We start from the raw sequence: 24,063 nt of genomic DNA, 5'->3' as shown, positions 1-24,063 counted from the left end.
ACGCCGGATCCTGTCGGCCGAATAACGCCTCTCCCCCGCCACGAAGCCTCCTCTGGCGCGCCTCGGCGAGGCTTTGCGAGCCCCCGCGGGAGACCGCCCGGGTGCTCCGCATTGGGCAACGTCTCTGATCTCGACCACGCACTTCCTTGCGTTAACATCTTATGTTGGCAAGAGCCTTGCATGGTCAAGCACTGGGGGCTAGGGTGGACCTTTCCGTAAGTCGAGTGGATTATCCGCATGTCCTTGAAGGCGTCGCTGCAACTGCGTGTCGGCACCCAGCTCACCATGACTCCCCAACTGCAGCAGGCGATCGCCCTGCTGCAGCTTTCCACTCTGGATCTGCGTCAGGAAATCCAGCAGGCGCTGGAGACCAACCCCATGCTCGAACTCGAGGACGAGTTCGGCGAGCAAGCGGTCAAGGAGGCGCCCGACGACGACTGGTCCGACGAGATTCCGAGCGAGTTGACCGTGGACAGTGACTGGTCGGATACCTATCAGGACCTGGGCACCTCCCCGGCCGGCAGTGGCGAGGGCCCGGATTTCGAGCGCCAGCCGGACGGCCAGTCGTTGCACGACCACCTGCTCTGGCAACTGGCGATGCTCGACATCGCGGCGCGCGACGTCCAGATCGCGGAGAGCCTGATCGACGCGACCAACGCCGATGGCTATCTCGACCAATCCCTCGAGGACATTCACGAGGGCCTCAAGCGCCAAGACCTGGGCGATCTCGAGCTGATCGAAGTGGAAGGCGTATTGACCCGCCTGCAGCGCTTCGAGCCCACCGGCGTCTTCGCCCGAGACCTTCGCGAGTGCCTGATGCTTCAGCTCGACGCCCTGCCCCGCGACACGGCCTTGCTGCCTCAGGCCGGCCGACTGGTACGCCAGTTCCTGGAGGCCCTGGCAGGCGACGACCGTCGCCTGCTCAAGCGCCGACTCGGGCTCGAGGATAGCGAGCTCGATGCGGTCATCGACCTGATCCGCAGCCTCGACCCTCGCCCCTGCAGTGGTTTCGGCGACAGCGGCTCGACCTACGTCATCCCGGATCTCGTGGTACGACACACCCGCGAGGGCTGGCAAGTCGAGCTGAATCCCGACGCCATGCCCAGGCTTCGCATCCAGCCCGACTACGCCGCCCTGATACGTCGTGCCGACAAGAGCCAGGACAACCAGTTCCTCAAGGATCATCTCCAGGAAGCCCGCTGGCTGATGAAAAGCCTGTCGAGCCGCAACGACACGCTGCTCAAGGTCGGGCGCGAGATCATGGTCCGCCAGATCGACTTCCTGGACCACGGGGAAGCCGCGATGAGACCGTTGATACTCGCCGATATCGCCGACAAGGTGGAGATGCATGAGTCGACGATCTCCCGCGTCACAACGCAGAAATTCGTGCATACCCCACGGGGCGTCTTCGAGTTGAAGTACTTTTTCTCGAGTCAGGTGGGTGGCGACGGCGGTAGCGATGCCCATTCCAGCACCGCCATCCGAGCCAGGATCAAGAAGCTCATTCACGATGAGCCTCCACGCAAGCCACTCTCCGACAGCAAGCTGGTCGACCTGCTGGCCGAAGATGGCGTCAACGTGGCACGGCGTACCGTGGCGAAGTACCGCGAAGCGATGAACATCCGCTCTTCCAGCGAGCGCAAGCGGTTGCGGTGACGGGCAGGGAAAGGCCACCCACCCCGGAAAAGATGCGCCGCCCTGACGCTTGTCGAGCGTTGCGTATCGCCCTGGACGATGCTCCCTTCCGGTACCAACCAGCGGTCAGCCAGGCACCGGCCGAGCGCCTATAGCCCACTTGCCACAAAAGCACAACCCCTTGAAAAAACGCCATTGCCGGGCAATTTTGACGAGTGGATGACAGGGGGTTTGCAGGATCGGAAAAAGGGTTACAATCGAGCCATCACCCGCAAGAGCAAGGAGCGTGTCATGCAAGTCAATATCACTGGCCATCATGTGGAACTGACCGACCCCCTGCGTGACTATGTACAGGAGAAGCTCGCTCGCGTTGAGCGTCACTACGATAATATTACCAACGTTCAGGTGACTCTCTCCGTCGAAAAAGAACGCCAGCTCGCCGCCTGCACGCTTCACGCCGCCGGCGCCGACCTGCATGCGGATGCCACGGACATTGACATGTATGCCGCCATTGACGCGCTTGCCGACAAGCTGGATCGCCAGTTGGTCAAGCATAAGGAAAAATCACAGGCCCGCGCCCAAGGCGCCGGCATTCGCTGATCCCTCATGACACTGGACGCCATTCTTCCTCCCGAGCGCACGCTCTACGATGTGCCGGGAGGCAGCAAGAAGAGGGTGCTGGAGTTTTTCAGCACCTTCATCGCGCAAAACACCCCTAGCCTGGATAGCCAGGAAGTCTTCAGCCGCTTGATTGGCCGAGAGCGCCTGGGCAGCACCGGCATCGGCAATGGCGTCGCCATTCCCCATGCCCGCAGCCCGCACTGCAAGGCGCCGATCTGCGGCTTTCTCAAGCTCGCCGAGCCCATCGACTTCGACGCCATCGACGGCGAACCCGTCGACCTGGTCTTCGTGCTGCTGGTGCCCGAGGAGGCCGACGACGCCCACCTTGCGTTGCTCGGTCAGGTCGCCGGCGTGATGAACGATGCCGAGACTCGCCAGCGCTTGCGTCACGCCAGTTCCCAACGCGAACTGCACGAGCGCTTGCAGCAAGCCATCCATCACCACGCCCCCGACAACGACGTCAGCGGCTGAGCAGGCCGCGTCGCGGCGCCCGACCGGGCCCGCTTCGACCAGGAGAAAGATGCCATGCAGCTCGTGATCATCAGCGGCCGTTCCGGCTCGGGCAAGTCGATTGCCCTGCAGGCCCTTGAGGATCTCGGCTTCTACGCCATCGACAACCTCCCGGCGATGCTACTGGGCGCACTGGTCGAGGAGTTGGAAAACGGCCATTCGCGCCGCATCGCCGTCAGTATCGACGCCCGCAACCTGCCGGAGGCGCTCAAGCGCTTTCCGGGTCTGCTGGCCGATCTTAAGCGCAGCGCCATCGACTGCCAGGTCGTCTATTTGACCAGCGATGCCCGCGTGCTCCTCGAACGCTATTCCCATACCCGGCGTCGGCACCCCTTGACGCGCAACACGCAATTGACCCTGGCCGAGGCCATCGACTCCGAAGAGCAGGCACTCACCGGCATCCGCGACCTCGCCGACCTGCTGATCGACACCACGCGATTGTCGGTCCACGAGCTGCGCGGCCGAATCGCCGATCAGGTCGCCGGACACAGCGCCGCCGAGATGACCCTGACGGTCGAATCCTTCGGCTTCAAGCGCGGCGTCCCCCCCGATGCCGATATCGTCTTCGATGCCCGCTGCCTGCCCAATCCGTACTGGGATCCCACCCTGCGTGATTCCACCGGCAGCGATGCGTCGATCATCGCGTTCCTCGAAAGCTATAGCGTGGTCGACGAGATGTACACCGACATCCTGGCCTGGGTGGAAAAGTGGCTGCCCGAGTACCAAGCCAGCCAGCGCAGCTATCTCACCGTGGCCATCGGCTGTACCGGCGGCCAGCATCGCTCGGTATATCTCGCCGAACGCCTGGGCCACGCCCTGGCCGAGAGCCACCCGCGGGTGCGGCTGCGCCATCGGGAACTCGGCCAGCAGCGACGCCTTGGCGCCGCCGTCGAGACCCCGGGAGCCTGATCGTGCCGCGGCGCCTGTTGACCCTGACCAACAAACGCGGCCTTCACGCCAGGGCCGCCACTCGCCTCGTACAGTGCTGCCAACCCTTCGCTGCCCGAGTCACGGTTCATCACGGCACGCTCAAGGGTGACGCCGCCAATATCATGTCGCTACTGATTCTCGCCGCTCCCTGCGGCACCGAGCTGGTGGTGGAAGCCGAAGGTGACGATGCCGATGCCACCCTCGACGCCGTCGAGGCGCTGTTCGACGCCCGCTTCGATGAAGACGTCTGATCGGCCCCGTCTGCCCCAGATCGGCCGCGGCGATCGCCTCACTACCATGATGCTTGTCAACCAGCCCGCACCCGCCGACGTCGGCACCCGACCACCCACGCCTTCACGACCAAGACTGCGCCCATGCAACTGATTCAGACCGGCAAGTACACCGAGGTCCACTTCGACCCGGAACAGGACGTGTTCATCAAGACGTTTTCCCCCAAGCCCTCGGATCGCTGGCGCTATCGGCTCGGCATTCGCCGCTACCCCGGCCACAACTTTCGCTATGTGGCCGCGCGCCTGGCGCGTCTCGGCATCGCCACGCCGAGAATCGTCGAGAGCCAGCGCTATCGCCTGGTCACCGCCAACATCCATGGCATGGCGCTAAAACGCCTGATCCTTGACGATCCGGGCCTGCAACAGCGCTATCTGGACATCCTCATCGCGCTCTACCATGACCGCATTCACTGCCGCGGCCTACATACCAACAACTTTCTTGTCAAGGACGGACAGATCGTCGCCATCGATCTGGACGCCTACAAGGCTCCGCGGGTCTTCACTTACCCCAAGCGTGAGTTCATCGATTGCCTTGGGCGCTCCCTGAAGGACGAGGAGGGCTTCCTGTTCGAGCGTTTCCTCGCGGCGGTGAACGCCGAGCGCTGACGTTCGGTCGCAGCACTGGTAAACTTAATCGGTGAATTTAAGTTTACCAGTGCCACCCCCTCCCTGCGGGTCGGCCACCACGCTACGGAGTCGCGATGTCCTCCCCCGTCTGGCACCCCTACGCCCACCTCAAGACCCAGACACCCGCACCCCGGGTCGTCGGCGGTCAAGGCGCGCACTTTCAGCTCGATAGCGGCGAGCGACTGCTCGATGCGACCTGCTCCTGGTGGTGCATGATCCACGGCTACGGACACCCGCGTCTGGTCAGGGCGATCCAGCAACAGGCCGATAGCCTGTGCCACGTCATGCTTGGCGGTCTGACCCACGACGCTGCCGACCAACTGGCCAGGGAACTGGTGCGCATTACCCCTGCGGGCCTCGAGCATGTCTTCTATTCCGACAGCGGCTCGGTCGGCATGGAAGTCGCGATGAAGATGGCGGTGCAGTACCACCACCTGCAGGGACGGCCCGAGAAGCACCGCATGCTGTCACTGATGAAGGCCTACCATGGCGATACCGCCGGCTGCATGGCGGTGTGTGACCCCGAGGAAGGCATGCACTCGCTGTTTGCCGGCTACCTGCCACAGCACCACTTTGCCCCGGCCCCGACAGCGCCTTACGATGCCACTCTCGAGGAAGTCGACGCCGACCTCATGGCCCTGCGCCGCGTGCTCGAGGCGCATCATCACGAGATCGCCGCGCTGCTCATGGAGCCCCTCTTGCAGGCAGCGGGGGGACTCAACATGACGTCGCCACGCTACGTGAGCGGCGCCCGGGCGCTGTGCGATGAATTCGACGTACTGCTGGTGTTCGACGAGGTGGCGACCGGCTTTGGCCGCACCGGGCGCCTGTTCGCCGCGGATCATGCCGGCGTCTGCCCCGACATCATGGTGCTGTCCAAGGGACTCACCGGAGGCTATCTCGGCCATGCGGCGACCCTCGCCACCGACCGCGTGCATGACGCCTTCATCGGCGACAGCGACCTGCACGCCTTCATGCACGGCCCCACCTTCATGGGCAACCCCCTGGCCTGTCGCGTGGCACTAGAGAGCCTCCGGGTCTTCGAGGAAGACAACTATCTCGACCGCATCGCCCGGCTCAACGCGATCCTCGTCGAGGAACTCGCCGGCGACGAGGCGCTGCGTAGCCACCCCGCGGTGGCCGATGTTCGCACCCTCGGGGCCACCGGCGTGATCGAGGTCCATGACGCCAGCGCCTTGAAAGATGCCGCCGCCATGGCCCGCCAGCGCGGCGTCTGGCTACGCTCCTTCGGTCGCTGGCTCTATACCATGCCGGCCTACATCACCCGCGACGATGAAATGCGCCAGATCATCGATGCCATGAAGGCGCCCTTCCTCACGCGCTGAGTCGATACCCTGGCCTCGGCGCGAGGCCAGGGGCTGGTAGCATCACCAGCCCCAGAACAGCAGCCACCAGGCGCCGAGCACCGGTGCCTGGCACAGCACCGTCGCGAGCCAGGCGAGTCCCCGGCGCAGTCCCGAGGCATAACGCCCGGTCACCTGCCACGCCAGATGGGCACTCCAGGCGGCGGCCAGTCCCATCAACACCACCCTGGCCTCCGCGCGCCACCACAGCGGCAGGCCCTCGGCCTTCAACAGCGCAAGCGTGGTCATCGACAAGCCCAGGAAGACGCCGACACCGGCCAATGGAATCAGGCTATAGGACAGATGGTACAGGCGCCGCCACTGCCAACGCCCCAGCACCCGGTTGGCCACGGCCAGAGCGCCCGCCACCAGGCTACCGAGCAGCGCCGCCGTGAGCGCGATATAGCCCACCAGGCAGGCGCCATCGAGCAGGGTGAAGACGTCATTGTTCGCATCGTAATGGGTCAGCAGCCACCACGGCGTCGTGGTCTCGACCCACCAGCCGCCACCATGATCGAAAAGCCATACCGCCAGGCTCTGCTTGGCGGTGACGAACCAGGGGCTCGCCGACCAGTGAAAGGCACCCACCGCCACGCCGAGCAGTCCGTAGACGATCAACACAAATTCCCACACGTTGGGGGGACGGGCGACCGGCGGTGTGACGACTTCGCTACCGAGGGGCCGCGAGGTCAAGGCAATGGCCCCTTTATAGCCACTGCAGCGCGAGCACATATGGCAGTCACTGGCACTGTCCAACTGCTTGAGCGCGATCAAGGGCGCGCAGTCGGGCGGCGGCATCCGATCCTGCTTGCCGTCGCGCCGGGCACGATTGTAGGCCTCCCACTGGACCTGGTCGGTGCGATAGCTCAAGGGCGACAGCTTGGCCAGCAGCGCGAACACGCCGCTGACCGGACACAGGTGTCGGCACCAGACCCTTTTGCCCTTGCCGTAGACGAGCCCCACCAGGACCGCGGCGACGGTGGATCCTCCCAGCACCAGGGCGGCGGCCTGGGGATATTGGTAAACGCTGACCATTTGACCGTACACCGTGGTCAGCGTGAAGCCGACGAACGGCCAGCCGCCCCAGCGCATCCAGCGGGGAATGCTGCGCCCCAGACCGACCCGACTGGCAGCCTCGGTCAAGGCACCTTCCGGGCAAAGCACACCGCACCACCAGCGCCCCGCCACCACCATGCTGAGCAGCACGAAGGGCCACCAGATGCCCCAGAAGACGAATTCGGCGAACACCGTCAGGTGATTGAAGATGCGCGACTGGGCATCCGGCAACGGTAGCAGCGGCGGTACCAATAACAGCACGGCATAGAACCCGACCACCAGCCACTGAGCCACGATGATGGCGCGGCGACGCCGCCGGAGGACCTGACCGAGAGCCGCCCAGCGCGCGGCTGGCGGCGTCACGACGACGTCGCCTCGGCCTCGGTGAGTCTGGGCCGCGCGCTTGCCCCTCTGGCCAGGAGCCAGACGATCAGCGCAACGTACAGCGCGAAGGCAATAACGACGGTCAGGCACGGCCAGGCGCGATACCCGGCGAAGCTTGCCAGTAGCCCGCCGACACCGATGCCATCATCGAGCCAGGCGCTGGTATCCCACAGCGGATCCGGACCGGTCGGCAGCAGGCCGAGGGTAATCAGGCGCTCGACCGCGGACACCCACAATGACGACGCCAGACACAGCAGCATCACCTCGGTGAGGCGGAAAAATCCTCGCCAGGTACCGAAGCGAGCCCCACATTGCAGCAGCGCGAAGCTGACGAGCCCGGCCAGCAGCCCCGCGCCGGCATACAGCATGAAGGTAGCAAGGGTCCCCTGCTGCGAGGCGGCTGTCCCGACGCCATACAGAAACACCAGCGTCTCGGCCCCCTCCCGAGCCACGGCAATACCGACCAGAACCGCGACCCCCCAGCACTCCGATCGAGACATGCGCTGACTCAGGCCATCGTGCAACCTGGCTGTCATGGCGCCACCGCTACCGCGCATCCACATCACCATGTGCACGATCAGCGCCGCCGCCACCAGCGCCATGACGGCCTGAAACAGCGTCTGGGCGTTGCCCTGAAACCAGTGGCCGACCCCCATCATGCCAAGCCCCAGCAGGCCAGCCACGCCGACCCCACCGAGCACACCGAGCCATAGCCAGCCGAGGGCGTCGCGGCGCTGGCTGCGTACCAGCCAGGCGTAGACGATGCCGACGACCAGAACGGCCTCGACACTTTCCCGCCAGACGATGAAGAACGCCTGCTCATTCATGGCCCGCGCCTCCTTCGGTAAGGCCTTGCTCAGCCTCTTCGACGGCGTCCTCGCCGCGTGGGCCGCCGCTGGCCTGTGTCGGGTCCAGAGCGATGATCACGCCCTGGGCCTCGGGCAGGTGGAACTCATCGAAGATATCGTAGCGTCCTGGGGCCAACGGGTGGACGACCACGAACGAACTGACCCCGGGACCCATTACCTTTTCCTGGCGCAGGCGGCGACTCTCGAATTCCACCGGCGTCGCACCCTCGTTATGAAGCACGATTTTAAACCTTTCGCCTGCGCGCACTCGCAGCTCAGGAGGCACGAGCCGGCCATCACGCAGGGTCAAGGTATAGGACGGCAAGTCGCCAGCCGCCGCCTGAGGGACGACAGCAAACAGGCTCATCAGCGATAGCGCCGCCAACGGCAGCAGATGCCGCCCGGCAAGGCCAGGACGGTCAGCGGTACGACAGAGCAGCAACATCTCGGTCTCCCGGGCGTTGATGGATGGGATTCTCGGCGTGCCGGCCCCGCACCGGGTGGGACCCCACTGCCATGCGTCTACGGGGGCCTCAGTAACCACCCTTCTTGCCAACACCGGCATAGACGAAGTCGTACTCGACGCTAAACGGCTCGTACCAGGGAGCGACCCCGGTTTCCTTGTCGATGTGGCGCATCAACTGGGGCGCCTGAAGGCGATAACTGAGGTGATAGCGGCCCATGCCCTGGAGCGCGACATTGGCCCCGTAGTGGGTCCCGTCGCTGGCAATCATGGGCATCAGGCGGCCCTCGATGGGCTCAGAGCCGTCGTCTTTCTCGAGGCGATAATCGATGGTCAAGAATGGCACCCAGGCACCGGGGGAAAAGCCGTTGGGGTTATCCTCCAAGGCGTGGATATCCGCCTCGAGATGAATGTCGGCATCAATCGCCGCCACCATCGACGCGGGCTCCATGGTGACCGGTTGGAGATACACCGCCGCGATCTCCATGCCGTGCTCAAGCACTGGCTCGCCGATCGGATACTCCAGTGCAAAGGCAGACGACGTCATCAACGCAAGCGGCACACAGGCCCAGGTCAGTCGGTTCACGGGGGGTTCCTTACGAGGTACGGCGCCGGCGTTCGAGGCAAGCCGCTGGCCGGCACCGACGAGCAATCAAGACAAGAACAGTAGTCGCTATGAGAAGCATTCACTGTTGATTGGACGCAGATATGGCTTTCAACGAGCCATCCCTTGCGATGGCTGTCACTATAAGGACCCGGGCTCTGTCGGCCCCTGACCTACGTCAAGCCCATGCCCGGCCCTCACCATTAAACCGCCACTATATGAACCGCCACCATTGCACCGTCACCATTGCACCGTCACCACGGCTGGCCACCCGTCACTCGACGCCCACGCCCCACCCAAGGACAGAAGGCCTGCATGACCACCTCAAACCACCCCCCTTTGAGCAAGACGCGTACCAGTTTCTATCGTCGTCTCTACGTCGCGCATCTCGTCGCCGAAGGCATCGCCAGCGTGCCAGCGATCACCGCCGCCACCGGCATGCCACGACGCACCGCCCAGGACACCCTGGCGGCACTCGAGGAGCTGGATATTCGTTGCCGATTCCACGCCGAACCCGGCCAACGACACAATATCGGCCACTATCGAATCGATGACTGGGGGCCGATCGACCCTCACTGGGTGGCACTGCATCACGACATGCTGCGCCAGGCACTGGGCTATCCAAGGCTCGATCCTGAGTTCGACGGCTAAGGCGCTGGACCTAGGCCGACCACCCGATGGCCAGGCCTGCTCGCCCACAGGCACAGACACAGACAAAGCGAGCACACGTTGCAAGTGCGGTGAAGCAGTACCACCACCGCCCGGCCGAGCGACGAAGGCGAGCTCAAGGCGCCAAACAGCCATGGCCGAAGCGTTCGCGCAGGGAAGCGCTATCGCCGCTGTCGCCTTCGTCACCGAGCACCTCCGGCCACAGCGCCTGCGGGGTTTCCACAATATCGTCCAGCGCGACCCAGATGCGCCTGGCGCAGCTGCGGCAGCGCCACGCCTGGCCTGGGCCCTGGTAATCCGCTTCCACCACCAACGCCCCGAGGCCAAAGGCCACCTGGACGTCGTCCTCGCACCACCACAGACAGCCGAGCCGGCCATCCGCGCCCAGCGGCGTACCGACCGCCAGCAGCTCAACGCTTTCGCAGTCACATCCACCCTGCCAATAGGGGCCGTTGCTCATGTCACGCTTCCTGTCATTGTCACGGCGACTGGCCACCCGCGAAGGCGACGATCGGTCCGACTCGCCAGCGGGCTCGCTCTCGATGGCTCAGTGTGACATGCCTCCACCTCGGGGGTCGCGCCCTCGGCGGTGGCGGCTGTCACCGGGAGGTGGGAGGCGGGAGGCGGGAGGTGGGAGGCGGCCATCAGGCTTCGGCTTTTTGATCGTGGCCCCATGGCACTGTGCCCAGCCGAACACGTATGATCGACGCTCTCCCCAGTCGGTGCTCCCATGCAACCTCTGCTCGAACAACGTGCCTTGAAGATCTCTATCGTCGCCACCCTGATCGTCGCCGGACTCGGGGTCGGCTTCGGCCTGGTGACAGGATCCCAGTCGATTCTGTTCGATGGCATGTTCTCGACCATCGATGCCGCCATGTCGGGACTGGCCCTGATCGTATCGCGACTGGCCGAGCGTGAAGCGACGCGTCGCTTCCAGCACGGCTTCTGGCACTTCGAGCCCATGGTGGCAGCGCTGAACGGGGCCATCCTGCTGCTGCTGTGTGTTTACGCCTTCCTCAATGCCGTACGCGGCCTGATGGCCGGTGGTCACGCGCTGGACTTTGGCCCGGCAACCCTCTACGCCCTGTTGGTGACGCTGCTGTGCGCCACCATGGCGGTCTATCTGAGTCGCATCAATCGCCACGCCGACTCCGAGTTTCTGCGCATCGATCAGAAGAACTGGTTGATGGCTGCCCTCATCACCGCCGCCCTGCTAGGCGCCTTCGCCATCGCCCTGGGGCTCGAGGGAACCGCCCTGGCCCACTGGACGCCATACGTCGATTCGGCGCTATTGGCCATACTGACCCTCGGCTTCCTGCCGATACCGATCGGCATCATTCGCCGGGCCATGAAGGAGGTGTTCTTGATCGCCCCCAGCGCCATCGACCGCGAGGTCCGTGCGGTGATGGATGGCCTGCTCACCCGCGATGGTATCGAACGCTACTACAGCCACGTCGCCAAGAGTGGGCGCGGGACCTTCATCGAGATTCATATCGTCACCTCGCCGGATTTCGCCACCGGCCGGGGCATGATCGAACTCGACGAGATTCGTGAGGAAATCGCATCCGGCCTGAGTGTGCCGCCTCAGCGACGTTGGTTTACCGTGGCGTTCACCGCCGAGGAGCGCTGGGCCTAGGGTCCCAGGCCCGGGAAAGGAGCCATGTGGTCGATATCACCCCCTTGAGGCGTCCGTGGTGAGCTGGCTGTAGACCACCTGAGACACGGCGCTGCCGTTGACCCACTCACCGTCGCGCAGCAGGCCTTCGCTGACGAAGCCCAAGCGCTCGGGGATGGCCCGGCTCGCCCAATTGTGCTCGGCACAACGGATCTCCAGCCGATGCATCGCCAGGTCGTCGAACGCGAAGGCCACCAGGCGACGGACACAAGCGATCATCGTGCCCCGCCCGGTATGCGCGTGATGCAGCCAATAGCCGACGGATGCCCAACGGTGGGCCGAGACGATACGGTTCAAGGCACATACACCAATCACTTCGGCGTCGGCCACAACGGCGAAATGCCAGGCAACACCGAGGCGCTGCTCGGCCGTGACCGCCGTGACGAAGGCTGCGGAGTCGGCCAGCGAACGCGTGCCATCGACCCAGGGCAACCAGCGTCGAAGGGACTCCCGGCTGCTGTCCACCGCGTGCCAGAGACCGGACACGTGAACAGTTGCCAGGGTCTCCATATGCAGGGTCTGCGCAATAGGAAGATTCACCCGCCACTCCTGTATCAACACCCGATGGATGGCGTCAGACGGCGTGTGGTGTGGCGTGCCGCTTCGACCGTCGCAACGGCGCCGCGATGATCGCTCAAGGCTCGCCAGCAGCGCCCGAACCAACGGTCTCCGATCGCTCTCTACACGCCCACACCTGTGCCCGTGCCCGTGCCTACACCCATGCCCATGCCCATGCCCATGCCCATGCCCATGCCACAGCGGCGTAGCAGCTATCGCCAAGGTTGCCCCGCTAGTCGGCGACCTTCCAGCGATCACGCCCCTCGCGTTTGGCCTCGTACAAGGCCGCATCCGCTCGCCGTAGCGTGGTTTCGTAGCTCTCCTGATCACGATGTTCCGTGGCACCGATGCTCACCGTCAAGGCCAGCGTCTGGCCACCCTTGGTGAACTCCAGTTCCAGTAGACGCTCACGCAGGCGGTCGAACAGCGGTGTCGCCGCCCCGATGGGCGCGCCGGGCAATGCGATCAAAAACTCCTCGCCTCCCCAGCGCCCTAGCAGGTCGCCGAGCCGCAGCGTCTGGCCCAACCCATTGGCGACGGCCACCAGTGCCTGATCGCCGACCTCATGCCCCATCGTATCGTTGAAGCGCTTGAAGTGATCAATATCCAGCATCGCCAGGGTAAAGGGACGCTGGTGGCGAATGGCAGCCGCCACCAGCCGCCGCAATTCGTCGTGCAGGCCGCGGCGGTTGGCGATCTGGGTCAGGGGGTCGCGCGTCGCCTCGCTGCTCAACGTCTGATTACGTTCCAGCAGCAGTTCCTGATAGCCATCGGCGATACGCGACAACTTGATCTGACGCCGCAGCTGCCGTTCGAGGCGACGCTGTGACGTGCCCAGGTCCTCTCTCACACCGCGCTGGAAGCCATCGGCGATCGATGCCAGCCGCTTGAGGCGCTCGTTCTGCTCGAGATGGCAGTGGTACAAGTCGTCCAGCGGCCCACGCAGGGCGTTGTCATGGTGCTCATCGCTGGCCAGTAACGCCTCGATGCGGTCCAGCAGAGCGCGTTCGCGTTCGGTCATGCCGTGATACCGCCTCCTGGCACGATATGAAAGGGAAAGCTGCAGTCTTCCTTGAACTCCTCGGCGAGCTCGGCAATGCGCTCGTTGCGCGCGTCATAGCGCCAATTGACGACGCATTCGCGCCCATCCAGATGCGCCTCTTCCAACAGGTCGAACACATCCATCACCGCCTTGACCGAGCTGGTATTGAGATAGACCAGTTCCAGCTCCACGGTCAATGGCGCCGAGGCGTCGGAGAGATACGCCTCGAGCCAGGCAATCACTCGCGAGTACAGCTCGTGGGTGTTCTCGGGATACGAATCGCCACGCATTTCCAGCAGACCAGACTGCCAGTCGGTACGAATATGGGGAGTGGATTGACTCCCTTCAATGGAGAGATCATCGATCATGAGGTTGTACATCCGATTAGATAGTAGCGGTAAGGCATAAGAAACTCTGCCCCGGCGAGAGGGGCTCCAGTTTCGCCTTGAGCGGACGCCGAGACCTGCGCGACATGTCGATCAGCCCGAGTCCTGCACCGTCAGAGGGGTGTTCACGCGGCTTTCTCAGCTGCTGCTTGTAGGCCCGCTTGAGCTCGCCGGCATCCATCCCGGCGAGGCCTTCCACCCTCTCCAGCACTGAGCGCCCATCGTCGGTCTCGACCAGATTCCCCGCCGACACCAGATAGTGGCCTTCCTCGTCCCGCGCCACCGCCACCGTCGCCGTCGCCTGCTCTTCGCTATAGCCCTTGGCGGCCGCGTATCGGCTGATGTTCTGGGTCAACTCGATGTAGGTCGAAAAGACATCCATGGTCGCCGACTGGGTGGCCGCCTGACTATTGAGGTAGTTGCGGATCGCCTGGCCGATCTCCTCGATCAGGCTATGGGAGATGGGCCCGTTGAAGCTCAGCATGATCTTTTGCTGCAAGTACTGCTCACGCAAGGTCAGGAGGTCCATGACGTATCCTCTTGGAGGCCTGAATGGGAATGCACGCCGTCATCGTCAGCGCGAACCTGGTGCGGGCCATCGGGACGAAAGCACAACAGCGTAATATCGTCTCGCTGAGGCTTGCCGCCCTGATAGGCCATAAGCTCCGCCGCAAAGGCGTCGACCTGAGCATCGGGGGCAAGGGCAGCGTGACGCTTGAGCATCGCCTCGAAGGAGCGCTCGCCGAAACCGTAGCCCGTGACGCCACCGGCCTGATCCAGGAACCCATCGCTGCTCAAGGTGTAGGTCCAGCCATCACGCAGACTCAGATGCTGGTTGACGTATGCCTCGGGGCGCTTGAAGGCCAACGCTCGCCGGCCGCCCGGGAGTCGTTCGAGTGTCTCGCCATCGGTGGCGTAGAGGGCGAGCTTGGCGCCGGCATAGACCAGCGCATCGGCGCCATGCTCGACCCAGACGAGGCCGGCATCCATGTGTGGCGTAATGGCACTGGACGCCCCTTCATGGAGCAGCACCCGGCGCACTCGGCGATCGATCTCATTGAGGACCCCGGCAGGGTCATCGCTACCCACGCGATTGACCGCATTGTCGAAGATCGCCCGCGCCAACATGGTCATCAGGGCACCGGGAATGCCGTGCCCGGCGCAATCGATCACGCCCAGCAGATAGCCGCGTTCGTCACCCCGAAAGAGGAAGATATCGCCACCGACCTGATCCCGGGGCAACCACAATACGCCATAGTGCAGACGCGGCTGTGCCTTGAGTTCGGCCTCCGGCAGAATGGCGCGTTGCAGTACGCTTGCGTAGGTCAGCGAATCCTCGATCTGGCGCCGAGCCCGTTGCATCTCGGTATTGCTGGCCTCCAGCGCCGCGGTACGCTCAAGGATACGCGACTCCAGCTCCTCGGTATGGGTGCGGACTCGACGAGCCATATAGGCAAAATTGCGGGACAGTTCACCGATCTCGTCACGCCGCGACGTCGCCAGCGGTGCATCGAACTTGCCCCGCGACAGCTCCCGGGCGGAGCGACTGAGCTGGGTCAACGGCCGCACGATCCAGCGATTCAGCGTGAAGCTGACCGCGACCAACAGCACCAGAAGACCAATCAACAGGGCCGCCGCCAGCAGCCACAGATCCTGGGAATGAAACAGCACCGCCGAGCGATGATCCAGGGTGGACACCAGCCACCAGTGGATCTGAGGCAGGTAGCCGACGGTCACCTGGCGCGACTCTCCCTCCCACTCGAGGAGCCGGGTCTGGACGACGCCCGGTCGGTTTTTCGCGCTCGCCATCATCGTCGCGAAGGCCTCGCGATCTTCACCGGGCCGGGCCAGCGCCGCCAGCCGCGTGGCCGCCATCGCCGCGGGATCGTCGAGGTCGGCACTGCGCATTTCGCCGTCGCGTGCCGTCCCCAGCAACTCACCGCTCGGGCCCACCACATAGGACACCATTTCGCTATCCGTCGACGCCACGGCGTCACGCAGCAGCGCGTCGAAATTCAACCCCGCGCCCAGCATGCCCAGCACGCGGCCCTGATCTTCGACACGAACGCTGACCCACACCCGGGTGAGACCCAATACCTGACTCTTGGCGGCCCTGACACTGTAGGGCCGCTCACTGGCGATGTTGCGGTAGTACCAGGCATCCTGGGGAGCGTCCGGTGACAGCTGATGGCGTGGTTCCCGGCGCGATGCCGCCTGGCCGTCGTCGTAGAACATCTCTTGGCTATCGTCGCGCACGACGTAATAATCGTCGCCATCGAACTGACGACGAAAGCCCTCGGCTTCCTCGAAGAAGCGCTCACGGTTGTCCGCGCCTTGCGGGGCGAGAAACCACCGGCGTGTCGCCTCCAGGTCGGCGAAGCGCTGCACCAGGGCGAGCTCGCGCGAGATCGGCGCCGACACTCGCTGCATGTGCAGCAACGCATGCTGCTCGGCATAGCCCTCGACGAAATGGGCCCGCAGACTGTCGATCGCCTTGCTACCGATAAACAGTGCCGGAATCAATGCCAGCAGAAAGGCCATGACGGGGATGATCAGAGACTTGCCACGCAAGCCCCACAGGCGGCTCATAGACGACTTCCGATGTTTGGCTTAGCAATCCCATGACGCATGTGAGATCCACCACATGCCGAATCTGGCACAAGAATGACACGAAAGTGCCGCAGCGGCTAACCCCTTTGAGGGCTTTCGTCCCCCGCATCGCCAACGCCGAGGCAACCCAAGACCAACGCTTCCTGACGCCCGATTCCACGACTCCGCCGTGGCGACGACCGCGTCACACAGCCGTCCAGTCGACGGCCAGACACGGGACAAAAAAAATGCGGCGGGCAAGGCCCGCCGCCAATCCACTGATCAGTCACCTGATCGAGAGAGAGCTCGGTTAGATCTCGAAGCCCAGACCAAAGTCCCCCGCCTCGAGGGCCATGAGCGGTCCGGCACCCGCCTGGATCATCGCGGCATGGGCACGGGTACGCGGCAACAGACGCTCGAAGTAGAAACGCGCCGTGTGGATCTTGGCGTCGTAGAATGCCGCCTCGCTGGTGCCGCCATCCAGCGCCTCCTGGGCCGTCTTGACGGCCCTGGCAAACAGATAGGCCAGCGTCACATAGCCCGCATACATCAGGTAATCGACGCTTGCCGCGCCGACTTCCTCACGATCCTGCATCGCCTTCATGCCCACGCCCATGGTCAGCTCGCCCCACTCGGCATTGAGCTTGGCCAGAGGCTCGACAAAGGCCTTGAGTCCGGCGTTGTTGGCCTCGGCCTGGCAAAACTTGTGAATTTCCTTGGTGAATAGCTTCAGGCTCTCGCCCTGGCTCATCAGCACCTTACGCCCCAGCAGGTCGAGGGCCTGAATGCCGGTGGTCCCCTCGTAAAGGCGTGTGATGCGGGCATCCCGAAGCATCTGCTCCATGCCCCATTCCTGGATGAACCCATGGCCCCCGAAGACCTGAATGCCCTCGTTGGTAGCCTCGAAGCCGGTCTCGGTGAGGAAGGCCTTGACGATGGGGGTCAGAAGCCCCAGCAACGCATCGGCGCGCTCGAGTTCCGGGCCCGGCTGGGCCCCTTCCACCACGTCGACCATCTGGGCGGTGTACAGCACCAGCATCCGGCCACCCTCGGCGAAGGCCTTCTGGGTCAACAGCATACGCCGCACGTCCGGGTGCACGATGATCGGATCGGCGGCCTTGTCGGGCGCCTTGGGGCCGGACAGCGCCCGCATCTGCAGGCGATCACGGGCATAGGCCAGGGCATTCTGGAAGCTGGCCTCGGCGAGCCCCAGGCCCTGAATGCCAACCCCGATACGGGCCGAGTTCATCATCGTGAACATGCACGCCAGCCCCTTGTTGGGCGCCCCCACCAGGAAGCCCGTGGCGCCATCGAAGTTCATGACGCAGGTGGCATTGCCATGGATGCCCATCTTGTGTTCCAGCGACCCACAGACCACGCCATTGCGATCGCCCGGGTTACCCTCGGCGTCCGGCAGGTGCTTGGGCACCACGAACAGCGAGATGCCCTTGGACCCCTCGGGGGCATCCGGGAGTTTCGCCAGCACCAGATGAACGATGTTCTCGGCCAGGTCGTGTTCCCCCGCCGAGATGAAAATCTTGGTGCCGGTGACCGAGTAGGACCCGTCGTGATTAGGCTCGGCGCGGGTCTTGATCAGGCCCAGATCGGTGCCGCAATGCGGTTCGGTCAGGCACATGGTGCCGGTCCAGACACCCTCGACCAGCTTGGTCAGGTACGCCGCTTGCTGCTCCGGCGTCCCATGGTGGCGCAGGGCCTCGACCGCCCCGTGGGAGAGCCCCGGATACATGCCCCAGGCCAGGTTGGTGGAGCAGATCATCTCGGAGAGCACCATGGCCAGAGAGTGCGGCAGGCCCTGCCCGCCGTGCTGCGCTTCTGCCGCCAGGCTCGGCCAGCCGCCCTCCACGTACTGCCGGTAAGCCTCCCGAAATCCCTTGGGCGCCTTGACGTCGCCGCCTTCGAGGCGACAGCCCTCACGATCCCCGCTCTGGTTGATCGGCAGCAGCACCTCGCGAGCGAACCGTCCGCCCTCCTCCAGGATGGCCGCGATGACGTCGGGAGACGCATCCTCGGCACACGGCAGGTCAGCATAGTGCGCCGGGTAGTCGAGCAATTCATCCATCACGAAGCGCAGATCGCGCAGGGGGGCCTGGTAGTCGGGCATGGTGCACTCCTGGATTCTGGGGCCATCGGTCGAGGGCTGGGCGAGCCGGTGTCGCTTTCGCGCCCGCTTTCAAACAATCGTTTGAAATTAGCCTCCTCGGGAGTGTCGAGTCAAGCGTTCGTTTTAATTTATCGACCGACATCGACCATGGTCGAGTGCGGCGGCCCCGCATGGCGTTGCCCCAAGAAGAGACGCCGCGCCAAGAAGAGACGCCGCCCCAAGAAGAGACGCAGCCCCAAGGAGACGCCGCCCCACGAAGAGACGCCGCCCCAAGAAGAGACGCCGTCCCAAGAAGAGACGCCGCCCCAAGAAGAGACGCCGCCCCACGAAGAGACGCCGCCCCAAGAAGAGACGCCGCCCCACGAAGAGACGCCGCCCCACGAAGAGACGCCGCCCCAGGAAGGCGCCTGACCCGATGCCTTCGCCGACCGACGCCGAGCCCGCCCTTCCCGACCGACGCCGGCACACGTAACGCGGGGTTACTGCATGCGGATCCCGCCGTCCAGACGAATGACTTCGCCGTTGAGCATGGTATTGCCGATGATCTGTTCGGCCAGGCGAGCGAACTCGTCGGGCTTGCCGAGGCGCTTTGGAAAGGGCACCGCCTGGGACAGCGCTTCGACGGCCTTGTCGGGGATGCCGCTCATCATCGGCGTCTCGAACACGCCAGGGGCGATCGCCATGACCCGCACACCGTGACGCGACAGCTCCCTGGCGGCGGGCAGGCTCATCCCTACCACACCCGCCTTGGAGGCACTGTAGGCGCACTGGCCGACCTGGCCATCGAAAGCCGCCACCGAGGCGGTATTGATGATGACGCCGCGCTCTCCATCCGGCCCCGGCGCGTTCTTGGCCATGGCAGCCGCGGCCAGGCGCAGTACGTTGAAGGTGCCGACCAGGTTGATCTGGACGGTCCGGGCATAGGCCTCGAGATCGGCGGGATTTCCCTCGCGATCGAGCACTTTGCCCACGCTGACCACCCCGGCGCAATGAATGACGCCGGCCAGCCCACGCTCGCCGCCATGCGCCACGGCGGCGTCGATGACGGCGGCCATCTGGTCGGCCGAGGTCACGTCCCCGCGCACGGCCAGGGCGGCCTCGCCCAGCGTCTGGGCATGACGATCCACCGCCTCGCTGAGATCACACAGCACCACCCGGGCTCCGGCGGCGACCAGGCGCTCGGCGCTGGCGGCTCCCAGACCGGAAGCGGCACCGGTGATCAGAAAGGTGTTGTCCTCGAGTTCCATCGGTTGTCTCCACAGCAACAGGGCCCCGGGCGGTGCGTACCGCCTCGGGGCAACGGCGAGGCAAGCCTCGCCCATGAATCAGGCCTTCTCGGCGGCGTCTGCGCGCAGCTTGAAACGCTGGATCTTGCCACTCGGCGTCTTTGGCAGCGCGTCGACGAACTCGATGATCCGCGGGAAGGCATGAGTAGACAGGCGCTCACGCACCCGTTGACGAATCTCATCGGCCAGCGCATCGCTGGCCTCGTAGCCGTCGCGCAGGACGACGTAGGACTTGATGATCTCACCGCGAATCTCATCCGGCTGGCCCACCGCCGCCGACTCCGCCACGGCGGGATGGGTCATCACCGAGTTCTCGACGTCGGTGGGACCGACCCGGTAGCCGGCGGTGGTGATGATGTCGTCATCGCGACCGGCAAACTGGAAGGTGCCGTCGTCGTTGCGGATCACCACATCCCCGGTCAAGTAGTAGCCATCGACGAACGGATCCTTCTCCTTCCAGGTGTAGCCGGGGAAGAAGAACGCCGGGGACTTGGCGATATCCACCGCCAGCACGCCCGGCTCGCCGGGAGGCAGTTCGTTGTACTCCGCATCCAGAATCGCCAGCCGGTGGCCCGGCATCGGCACACCCATGCCGCCCACGTGCTTGGGGTGGTTGAGGGCATGATGATTGTTGCAGGTCATGCCGGTCTCGGTCTGTCCATAGTGGTCCATGACCGGACAGCCGAGAGACGCCTCAACCCAGCCAACGACTTCGGTGTTGAGAGGCTCACCGGCGGAACTGGCCGCGCGCAGCGACAACCTCTGGTGAGCATCGTCGAACAGCCCCGAGGCCTTCATCAGTCGATAGGCCGTGGGTGCCGCGGCAAAATTGGTGATGGTGTGCCGCTGCATGAAGGCCAAGGCGCCTTCGGCGCTGAAACCGGCCTCGCAGAAGTGTGTCGTCGCCCCCAGCAACAGAGGTCCGGCGATGGCGTAGTAGAGGCCATAAGCCCAACCCGGATCCGCCATGTTCCAGAAACGATCGTCGCGACGCAGATCCACCGCCAACTCCATGTAAGTGGCGAAGGCGACCATCGCGGACAGCGGCACCGCCACCCCCTTGGGCTTGCCCACGGTGCCGGAAGTGAACATCTGCAAGAACGGGGCATCGCCGGACAAGCGGGGCGAAGGTGTCGTCATCGGCGCGCTGGCGAGCGCCTGCTGCCAGTCGAGATCGGCGCCATGCTCGGCGTCCGGTCCGCCCACGGCCAGCACCTCGGGGCAGCTGTCGAGGCCATCGAACTTGGCGCGATTGTCGCCATCGGTGATCACCAGACGGGTCGCCGCGCGCCCCAGGCGATAATCCACCGCGTCCGGGCCGAACGCGGTGAACAACGGCTGATAGACAGCCCCCAGACGCCAAGCGGCGAGCACGGCCACGAGAAGTTCAGGAGAGCGCGGCAGCATGCAGGCAATGCGGTCGCCTTCGCCGAGCCCACGCGCCGCCATCCAGGCGGCGAGACGCGCACTGCGCTCATCGAGTTCGGCATAGCTTAGCCGGTTGACCTCGCCGTCGACGCCCTCGTGCACCAGCGCCAACACCTCGCCGCGCCCTTCCCGGACATGACGACCGCAGCAGGCCTCGTAGGCATTGAACTTGCCGTCACGATGATCGTCGAGACGATCGATCACGTCCTGAACGCTGTAGCGGGCGAAAAAATCGGCGTACTCGGATGGCGTGGCGTGGTTGCTCATGATCTGGCCTCGTGCATTGTGCTTGTTGGGAGGACCCAAGGACCTTGGCAGGCGCGTCGACGCAATGCTCAGCGCGGAATCGGGGTTTGATCACCCTTCTACGTTATTCCGTTTACGTAAGCGTCAACCTACCAAGCGCTCGGTAAGAAGCTAGTGGGTTAGGTCTTCCCAGGCAACCCCGAACCACGCTAGACCATGGTCTAGCATCCCCCGCCGAGAACCGCCACACGCCGTCCCTCGTCGCGGGATGAAGCAAGGAGCAAGGAGGAAAGCCGATCGGGCGAAGGCGCCAGGACACCGAGCCAAGCGGGCCTAGCCGGCTACCGACACGGCCGCTGCCGGTGCCCTTGACCCACGCGAAAGCGGTGAGAGTGAGCGACGCCCATTCGTCCCCGCGGGTACTCAGCTCTCCCGATGGGTAATCATTGCCACCAGTTCATCGGCCAGGTGCTGTGGCGTCAACGGTCCCTCGGGGTCGTACCACCGCACGGTCCAGTTGAGCGATCCGAGCACGAAGCGCGACACCAGCGCCAGGTCGCCCTTGACCAGGCCGACGCCGTGAGCCTCCTCGATCACCTCCTTCCACAGCGCCTCATAGGCATCACGCAGGTGGATCAGGTGGTCCCGGGCGGCGCTATCCAGGCGACGCCATTCGTAGAGCGCCACCACATGGGCATTACGGTCGGTCAGCAGGGTTTCCAGATGCGCCCGGGCGATCGCATGCAGACGCGACAGGGGGTCATCCTCGCACTGCCTGAGCGCCTGACGGGCCAGGGTCAAGGCATTCTGCGTCCCCTCTTCAATGACCGCCGCGAGGATTTCCTGCTTGTCGCGGAAGTGGTGAAACAGGCTGCCCGACTTGATGCCCATTTCCTGAGCCAGCATGCGCACCGTGGTGCGATCGAAGCCCTCCTGGACGAACAACTGAGCGGCCAGACGAGTGAGTTCCTTGCGACGCGGCGAGTCATTCATTACATTCATCGGTAGTCACACTAGCGCTTGCTTGGTTGCCTTGAGAAAAGCACAGCCGGGCGCGGGGGTCAACGCAAGGCAAGACCCAGGAAGCGGCAGCGAAAGCGCATGGAGCACGGTGAAGCGAGCCCAGGCGTCGGTCCCGTGGGCCCCCGCCGTGCCGCAGCGCAGCGCCCGGTACCCTCGCGCCCTCGCTGTTGAATTCAGCAGCGAATCCGCCAGCGAACATGGCGCGAGCCCAGCGAGGAAGCACGATTCCATCGCCTGATCCACACTTGGGTTCATCGGCGCCATGAACCATGACACCAGGCGCAACAGCAGGCGCGACGATGGCCGGCATCGCCACGAGCGCCAGGCCGCGTCGCACACGACCATCGACACCCGATCCGTCGGTGCACCGCCACGCCACACGCCATCATCCCGAGGCGCCCGCGCTGCCCAGGTCCACAGCACCGGCACCGCCGCGCCCGCCCTCAATGTCGGAGAGCACACCATGAGCCAGTCCCACGATATCGTCTTTCTCGCCGCCGCCCGCACCCCCATGGGGGGCATGCTCGGCGCATTGTCCAGCCTGACCGCTCCGGAGCTCGCCGCCGCCGCGATCCGTGCCGCCATCGAGCGCGCCGCCATCGCCCCGGATGCCATCGACGAGGGCATCATGGGCTGTGTACTGCCGGCGGGTGTCAAGCAAGGCCCCGCCCGTCAGGCCATGCGCCAGGCCGGCATTCCCGACGCCATCGGCGCTACCACCGTCAACAAGCTGTGCGGCTCGGGAATGAAGGCCACCATGCTGGCCCACGACCTGATCCGCGCCGGCAGCGCCGAGGTCATGCTCGCCGGTGGCATGGAATCCATGTCCAATGCCCCCCACATCCTGACCAAGGCCCGCAGCGGGTACCGCCTGGGCCACGGCGAGATCAAGGACCACATGTTCCTCGACGGCCTCGAGGACGCCGAGACCGGCAAGCTGATGGGTGGCTTCGCCCAGAGCGTGGCCGACGATCGCGGCTACAGTCGCGAGCGCATGGATGACTTCGCTATCGCCTCTCTCGAACGTGCCATGACCGCGACCGAGGCCGGATACCTCCAGGCCGAGATGGCGCCGGTCACCGTCACCACTCGACAGGGCGAGACCCTCGTCGAGCACGACGAGCAGCCCTTTCAGGCCAAACTCGACAAGATTCGCGGCCTGCGTCCGGCCTTTTCCCGCGATGGCACCATCACCGCGGCCAATGCCAGCTCCATCTCCGACGGTGGCTCGGCGCTGATTCTGGCCTCCCGGTCCGCCGCCGAGCGCCTCGGCGCCAAGCCGCTGGCGCGCATGGTCGGCCACAGCACCCACTCCCGCCATCCCAGCGAATTCACCATCGCCCCGGTCGGCGCCATCGAGAAGCTGCTCGCCAAGCTCGGCTGGACGGTGTCCGACGTGGACCTGTTCGAGGTCAACGAGGCCTTCGCGGTGGTCACGCTGATGGCCATGGACGACCTCGGGCTGCCCCACGACAAGGTCAACGTCTTCGGCGGTGCCTGTGCCCAGGGCCACCCCATCGGCTCCACCGGCTCACGCATCATCGCCACCCTGATTCATGCCCTGCGCACGACGGGCGGCAAGCGTGGTATCGCCAGCCTGTGCATCGGCGGCGGCGAAGCGACCGCGGTGGCGGTGGAGTTGATCGACTGATCAGGCGCGCACTGTGATCGTCGGCGCTCATCGGCAAGGTCACTCGCCCTGGCCCT

At 64.8% G+C, this 24,063-nt stretch carries 24 protein-coding genes; 10 read left to right on the top strand and 14 right to left on the bottom strand.

The features are described from left to right. The first annotated feature begins 237 nt into the window (after nucleotides 1–237). The 7 genes from ACUN9Y_RS06250 to bioA all read left to right on the top strand — a co-directional run bounded on the left by ACUN9Y_RS06250 (nucleotide 238) and on the right by bioA (nucleotide 5,959). Complete coding sequence (locus ACUN9Y_RS06250) at nucleotides 238–1,656, top strand: RNA polymerase factor sigma-54 (protein WP_445459829.1); 1,419 nt, start codon at nucleotides 238–240, stop codon at nucleotides 1,654–1,656. 270 nt (nucleotides 1,657–1,926) lie between these two features. Beyond that, the gene (gene hpf, locus ACUN9Y_RS06245; RefSeq protein WP_445459828.1) at nucleotides 1,927–2,235 is read left to right on the top strand and encodes a ribosome hibernation-promoting factor, HPF/YfiA family; all 309 of its coding nucleotides are present in this window, start codon (nucleotides 1,927–1,929) and stop codon (nucleotides 2,233–2,235) included. A gap of 6 nt (nucleotides 2,236–2,241) precedes the next feature. After that, nucleotides 2,242–2,727 carry a PTS IIA-like nitrogen regulatory protein PtsN gene (gene ptsN, locus ACUN9Y_RS06240; RefSeq protein WP_445459827.1) on the top strand — a complete coding sequence of 162 codons (486 nt, stop codon included), beginning with the start codon at nucleotides 2,242–2,244 and terminating at the stop codon, nucleotides 2,725–2,727. Nucleotides 2,728–2,781: 54 nt separating this feature from the next. Then, a complete protein-coding gene (gene rapZ, locus ACUN9Y_RS06235; protein WP_445459826.1) occupies nucleotides 2,782–3,675 on the top strand; it encodes an RNase adapter RapZ in 894 nt (297 codons plus the stop codon). A gap of 2 nt (nucleotides 3,676–3,677) precedes the next feature. Continuing rightward, entirely contained in the window at nucleotides 3,678–3,947 is a 270-nt protein-coding gene (locus ACUN9Y_RS06230; protein WP_445459825.1) for an HPr family phosphocarrier protein, read from the top strand. Nucleotides 3,948–4,070: 123 nt separating this feature from the next. Further along, on the top strand, nucleotides 4,071–4,592 hold the full coding sequence (locus ACUN9Y_RS06225) for a hypothetical protein (RefSeq protein WP_445459824.1): 522 nt from the start codon (nucleotides 4,071–4,073) through the stop codon (nucleotides 4,590–4,592). Nucleotides 4,593–4,687: 95 nt separating this feature from the next. Next, nucleotides 4,688–5,959: an adenosylmethionine--8-amino-7-oxononanoate transaminase gene (gene bioA / locus ACUN9Y_RS06220; protein WP_445459823.1), complete on the top strand. Its 1,272-nt coding sequence runs from the start codon at nucleotides 4,688–4,690 to the stop codon at nucleotides 5,957–5,959. 42 nt (nucleotides 5,960–6,001) lie between these two features. Here the strand turns inward: bioA and ACUN9Y_RS06215 are convergent, their stop codons facing one another. The 4 genes from ACUN9Y_RS06215 to ACUN9Y_RS06200 all read right to left on the bottom strand — a co-directional run bounded on the left by ACUN9Y_RS06215 (nucleotide 6,002) and on the right by ACUN9Y_RS06200 (nucleotide 9,314). Next, nucleotides 6,002–7,396 (bottom strand): 4Fe-4S binding protein, encoded by a 1,395-nt coding sequence (locus tag ACUN9Y_RS06215; RefSeq protein WP_445459822.1) that lies wholly within the window; start codon nucleotides 7,394–7,396, stop codon nucleotides 6,002–6,004. Further along, entirely contained in the window at nucleotides 7,393–8,244 is an 852-nt protein-coding gene (locus tag ACUN9Y_RS06210) for an FTR1 family iron permease (RefSeq protein WP_445459821.1), read from the bottom strand. The genes ACUN9Y_RS06215 and ACUN9Y_RS06210 overlap by 4 nt, the downstream gene beginning before the upstream one ends. Beyond that, a complete protein-coding gene (locus ACUN9Y_RS06205; RefSeq protein ID WP_445459820.1) occupies nucleotides 8,237–8,710 on the bottom strand; it encodes a cupredoxin domain-containing protein in 474 nt (157 codons plus the stop codon). The genes ACUN9Y_RS06210 and ACUN9Y_RS06205 overlap by 8 nt, the downstream gene beginning before the upstream one ends. An 88-nt stretch (nucleotides 8,711–8,798) precedes the next feature. Then, the gene (locus tag ACUN9Y_RS06200) at nucleotides 8,799–9,314 is read right to left on the bottom strand and encodes an iron transporter (protein ID WP_445459819.1); all 516 of its coding nucleotides are present in this window, start codon (nucleotides 9,312–9,314) and stop codon (nucleotides 8,799–8,801) included. A 333-nt stretch (nucleotides 9,315–9,647) separates the two neighbouring features. Between ACUN9Y_RS06200 and ACUN9Y_RS06195 the strand changes: the two genes are divergently transcribed. Then, nucleotides 9,648–9,983 (top strand): winged helix-turn-helix domain-containing protein, encoded by a 336-nt coding sequence (locus ACUN9Y_RS06195; RefSeq protein WP_445459818.1) that lies wholly within the window; start codon nucleotides 9,648–9,650, stop codon nucleotides 9,981–9,983. 133 nt (nucleotides 9,984–10,116) lie between these two features. Here ACUN9Y_RS06195 and ACUN9Y_RS06190 read toward each other — a convergent pair whose 3' ends face one another. Continuing rightward, a complete protein-coding gene (locus ACUN9Y_RS06190) occupies nucleotides 10,117–10,461 on the bottom strand; it encodes a hypothetical protein (protein WP_445459817.1) in 345 nt (114 codons plus the stop codon). A 270-nt stretch (nucleotides 10,462–10,731) separates the two neighbouring features. Between ACUN9Y_RS06190 and ACUN9Y_RS06185 the strand changes: the two genes are divergently transcribed. Further along, a complete protein-coding gene (locus tag ACUN9Y_RS06185) occupies nucleotides 10,732–11,637 on the top strand; it encodes a cation diffusion facilitator family transporter (protein ID WP_445459816.1) in 906 nt (301 codons plus the stop codon). A 36-nt stretch (nucleotides 11,638–11,673) separates the two neighbouring features. Here the strand turns inward: ACUN9Y_RS06185 and ACUN9Y_RS06180 are convergent, their stop codons facing one another. The 9 genes from ACUN9Y_RS06180 to ACUN9Y_RS06140 form a co-directional block, all read right to left on the bottom strand. Continuing rightward, nucleotides 11,674–12,216, bottom strand: a complete 543-nt coding sequence (locus ACUN9Y_RS06180; RefSeq protein WP_445459815.1) for a GNAT family N-acetyltransferase — start codon at nucleotides 12,214–12,216, stop codon at nucleotides 11,674–11,676. Between the two features lie 250 nt (nucleotides 12,217–12,466). Then, nucleotides 12,467–13,255: a diguanylate cyclase gene (locus ACUN9Y_RS06175; protein ID WP_445459814.1), complete on the bottom strand. Its 789-nt coding sequence runs from the start codon at nucleotides 13,253–13,255 to the stop codon at nucleotides 12,467–12,469. Further along, nucleotides 13,252–13,644: a biofilm regulation phosphoprotein SiaC gene (siaC, locus tag ACUN9Y_RS06170; protein WP_445459813.1), complete on the bottom strand. Its 393-nt coding sequence runs from the start codon at nucleotides 13,642–13,644 to the stop codon at nucleotides 13,252–13,254. Before siaC ends, ACUN9Y_RS06175 begins: the two co-directional genes overlap by 4 nt. Before the next feature lie 16 nt (nucleotides 13,645–13,660). Next, the gene (gene siaB / locus ACUN9Y_RS06165) at nucleotides 13,661–14,191 is read right to left on the bottom strand and encodes a biofilm regulation protein kinase SiaB (RefSeq protein WP_445459812.1); all 531 of its coding nucleotides are present in this window, start codon (nucleotides 14,189–14,191) and stop codon (nucleotides 13,661–13,663) included. Then, complete coding sequence (gene siaA, locus ACUN9Y_RS06160) at nucleotides 14,179–16,251, bottom strand: biofilm regulation protein phosphatase SiaA (RefSeq protein WP_445459811.1); 2,073 nt, start codon at nucleotides 16,249–16,251, stop codon at nucleotides 14,179–14,181. Before siaA ends, siaB begins: the two co-directional genes overlap by 13 nt. Before the next feature lie 310 nt (nucleotides 16,252–16,561). Next, a complete protein-coding gene (locus ACUN9Y_RS06155) occupies nucleotides 16,562–18,373 on the bottom strand; it encodes an acyl-CoA dehydrogenase C-terminal domain-containing protein (protein ID WP_445459810.1) in 1,812 nt (603 codons plus the stop codon). A gap of 479 nt (nucleotides 18,374–18,852) precedes the next feature. Further along, a complete protein-coding gene (locus ACUN9Y_RS06150) occupies nucleotides 18,853–19,620 on the bottom strand; it encodes an SDR family NAD(P)-dependent oxidoreductase (RefSeq protein WP_445459809.1) in 768 nt (255 codons plus the stop codon). 78 nt (nucleotides 19,621–19,698) lie between these two features. After that, nucleotides 19,699–21,354 (bottom strand): AMP-binding protein, encoded by a 1,656-nt coding sequence (locus ACUN9Y_RS06145; protein WP_445459808.1) that lies wholly within the window; start codon nucleotides 21,352–21,354, stop codon nucleotides 19,699–19,701. Between the two features lie 402 nt (nucleotides 21,355–21,756). Further along, the gene (locus tag ACUN9Y_RS06140) at nucleotides 21,757–22,326 is read right to left on the bottom strand and encodes a TetR/AcrR family transcriptional regulator (protein ID WP_445459807.1); all 570 of its coding nucleotides are present in this window, start codon (nucleotides 22,324–22,326) and stop codon (nucleotides 21,757–21,759) included. 493 nt (nucleotides 22,327–22,819) lie between these two features. Between ACUN9Y_RS06140 and ACUN9Y_RS06135 the strand changes: the two genes are divergently transcribed. After that, nucleotides 22,820–24,007 carry an acetyl-CoA C-acyltransferase gene (locus ACUN9Y_RS06135; protein WP_445459806.1) on the top strand — a complete coding sequence of 396 codons (1,188 nt, stop codon included), beginning with the start codon at nucleotides 22,820–22,822 and terminating at the stop codon, nucleotides 24,005–24,007. Nucleotides 24,008–24,063: the final 56 nt, after the last annotated feature.

This window comes from Halomonas sp. V046 (genome assembly GCF_052645355.1).
The sequence above is the reverse complement of the archived record's forward strand: the minus strand, read 5'-3'. Positions and strand labels throughout refer to the sequence as shown.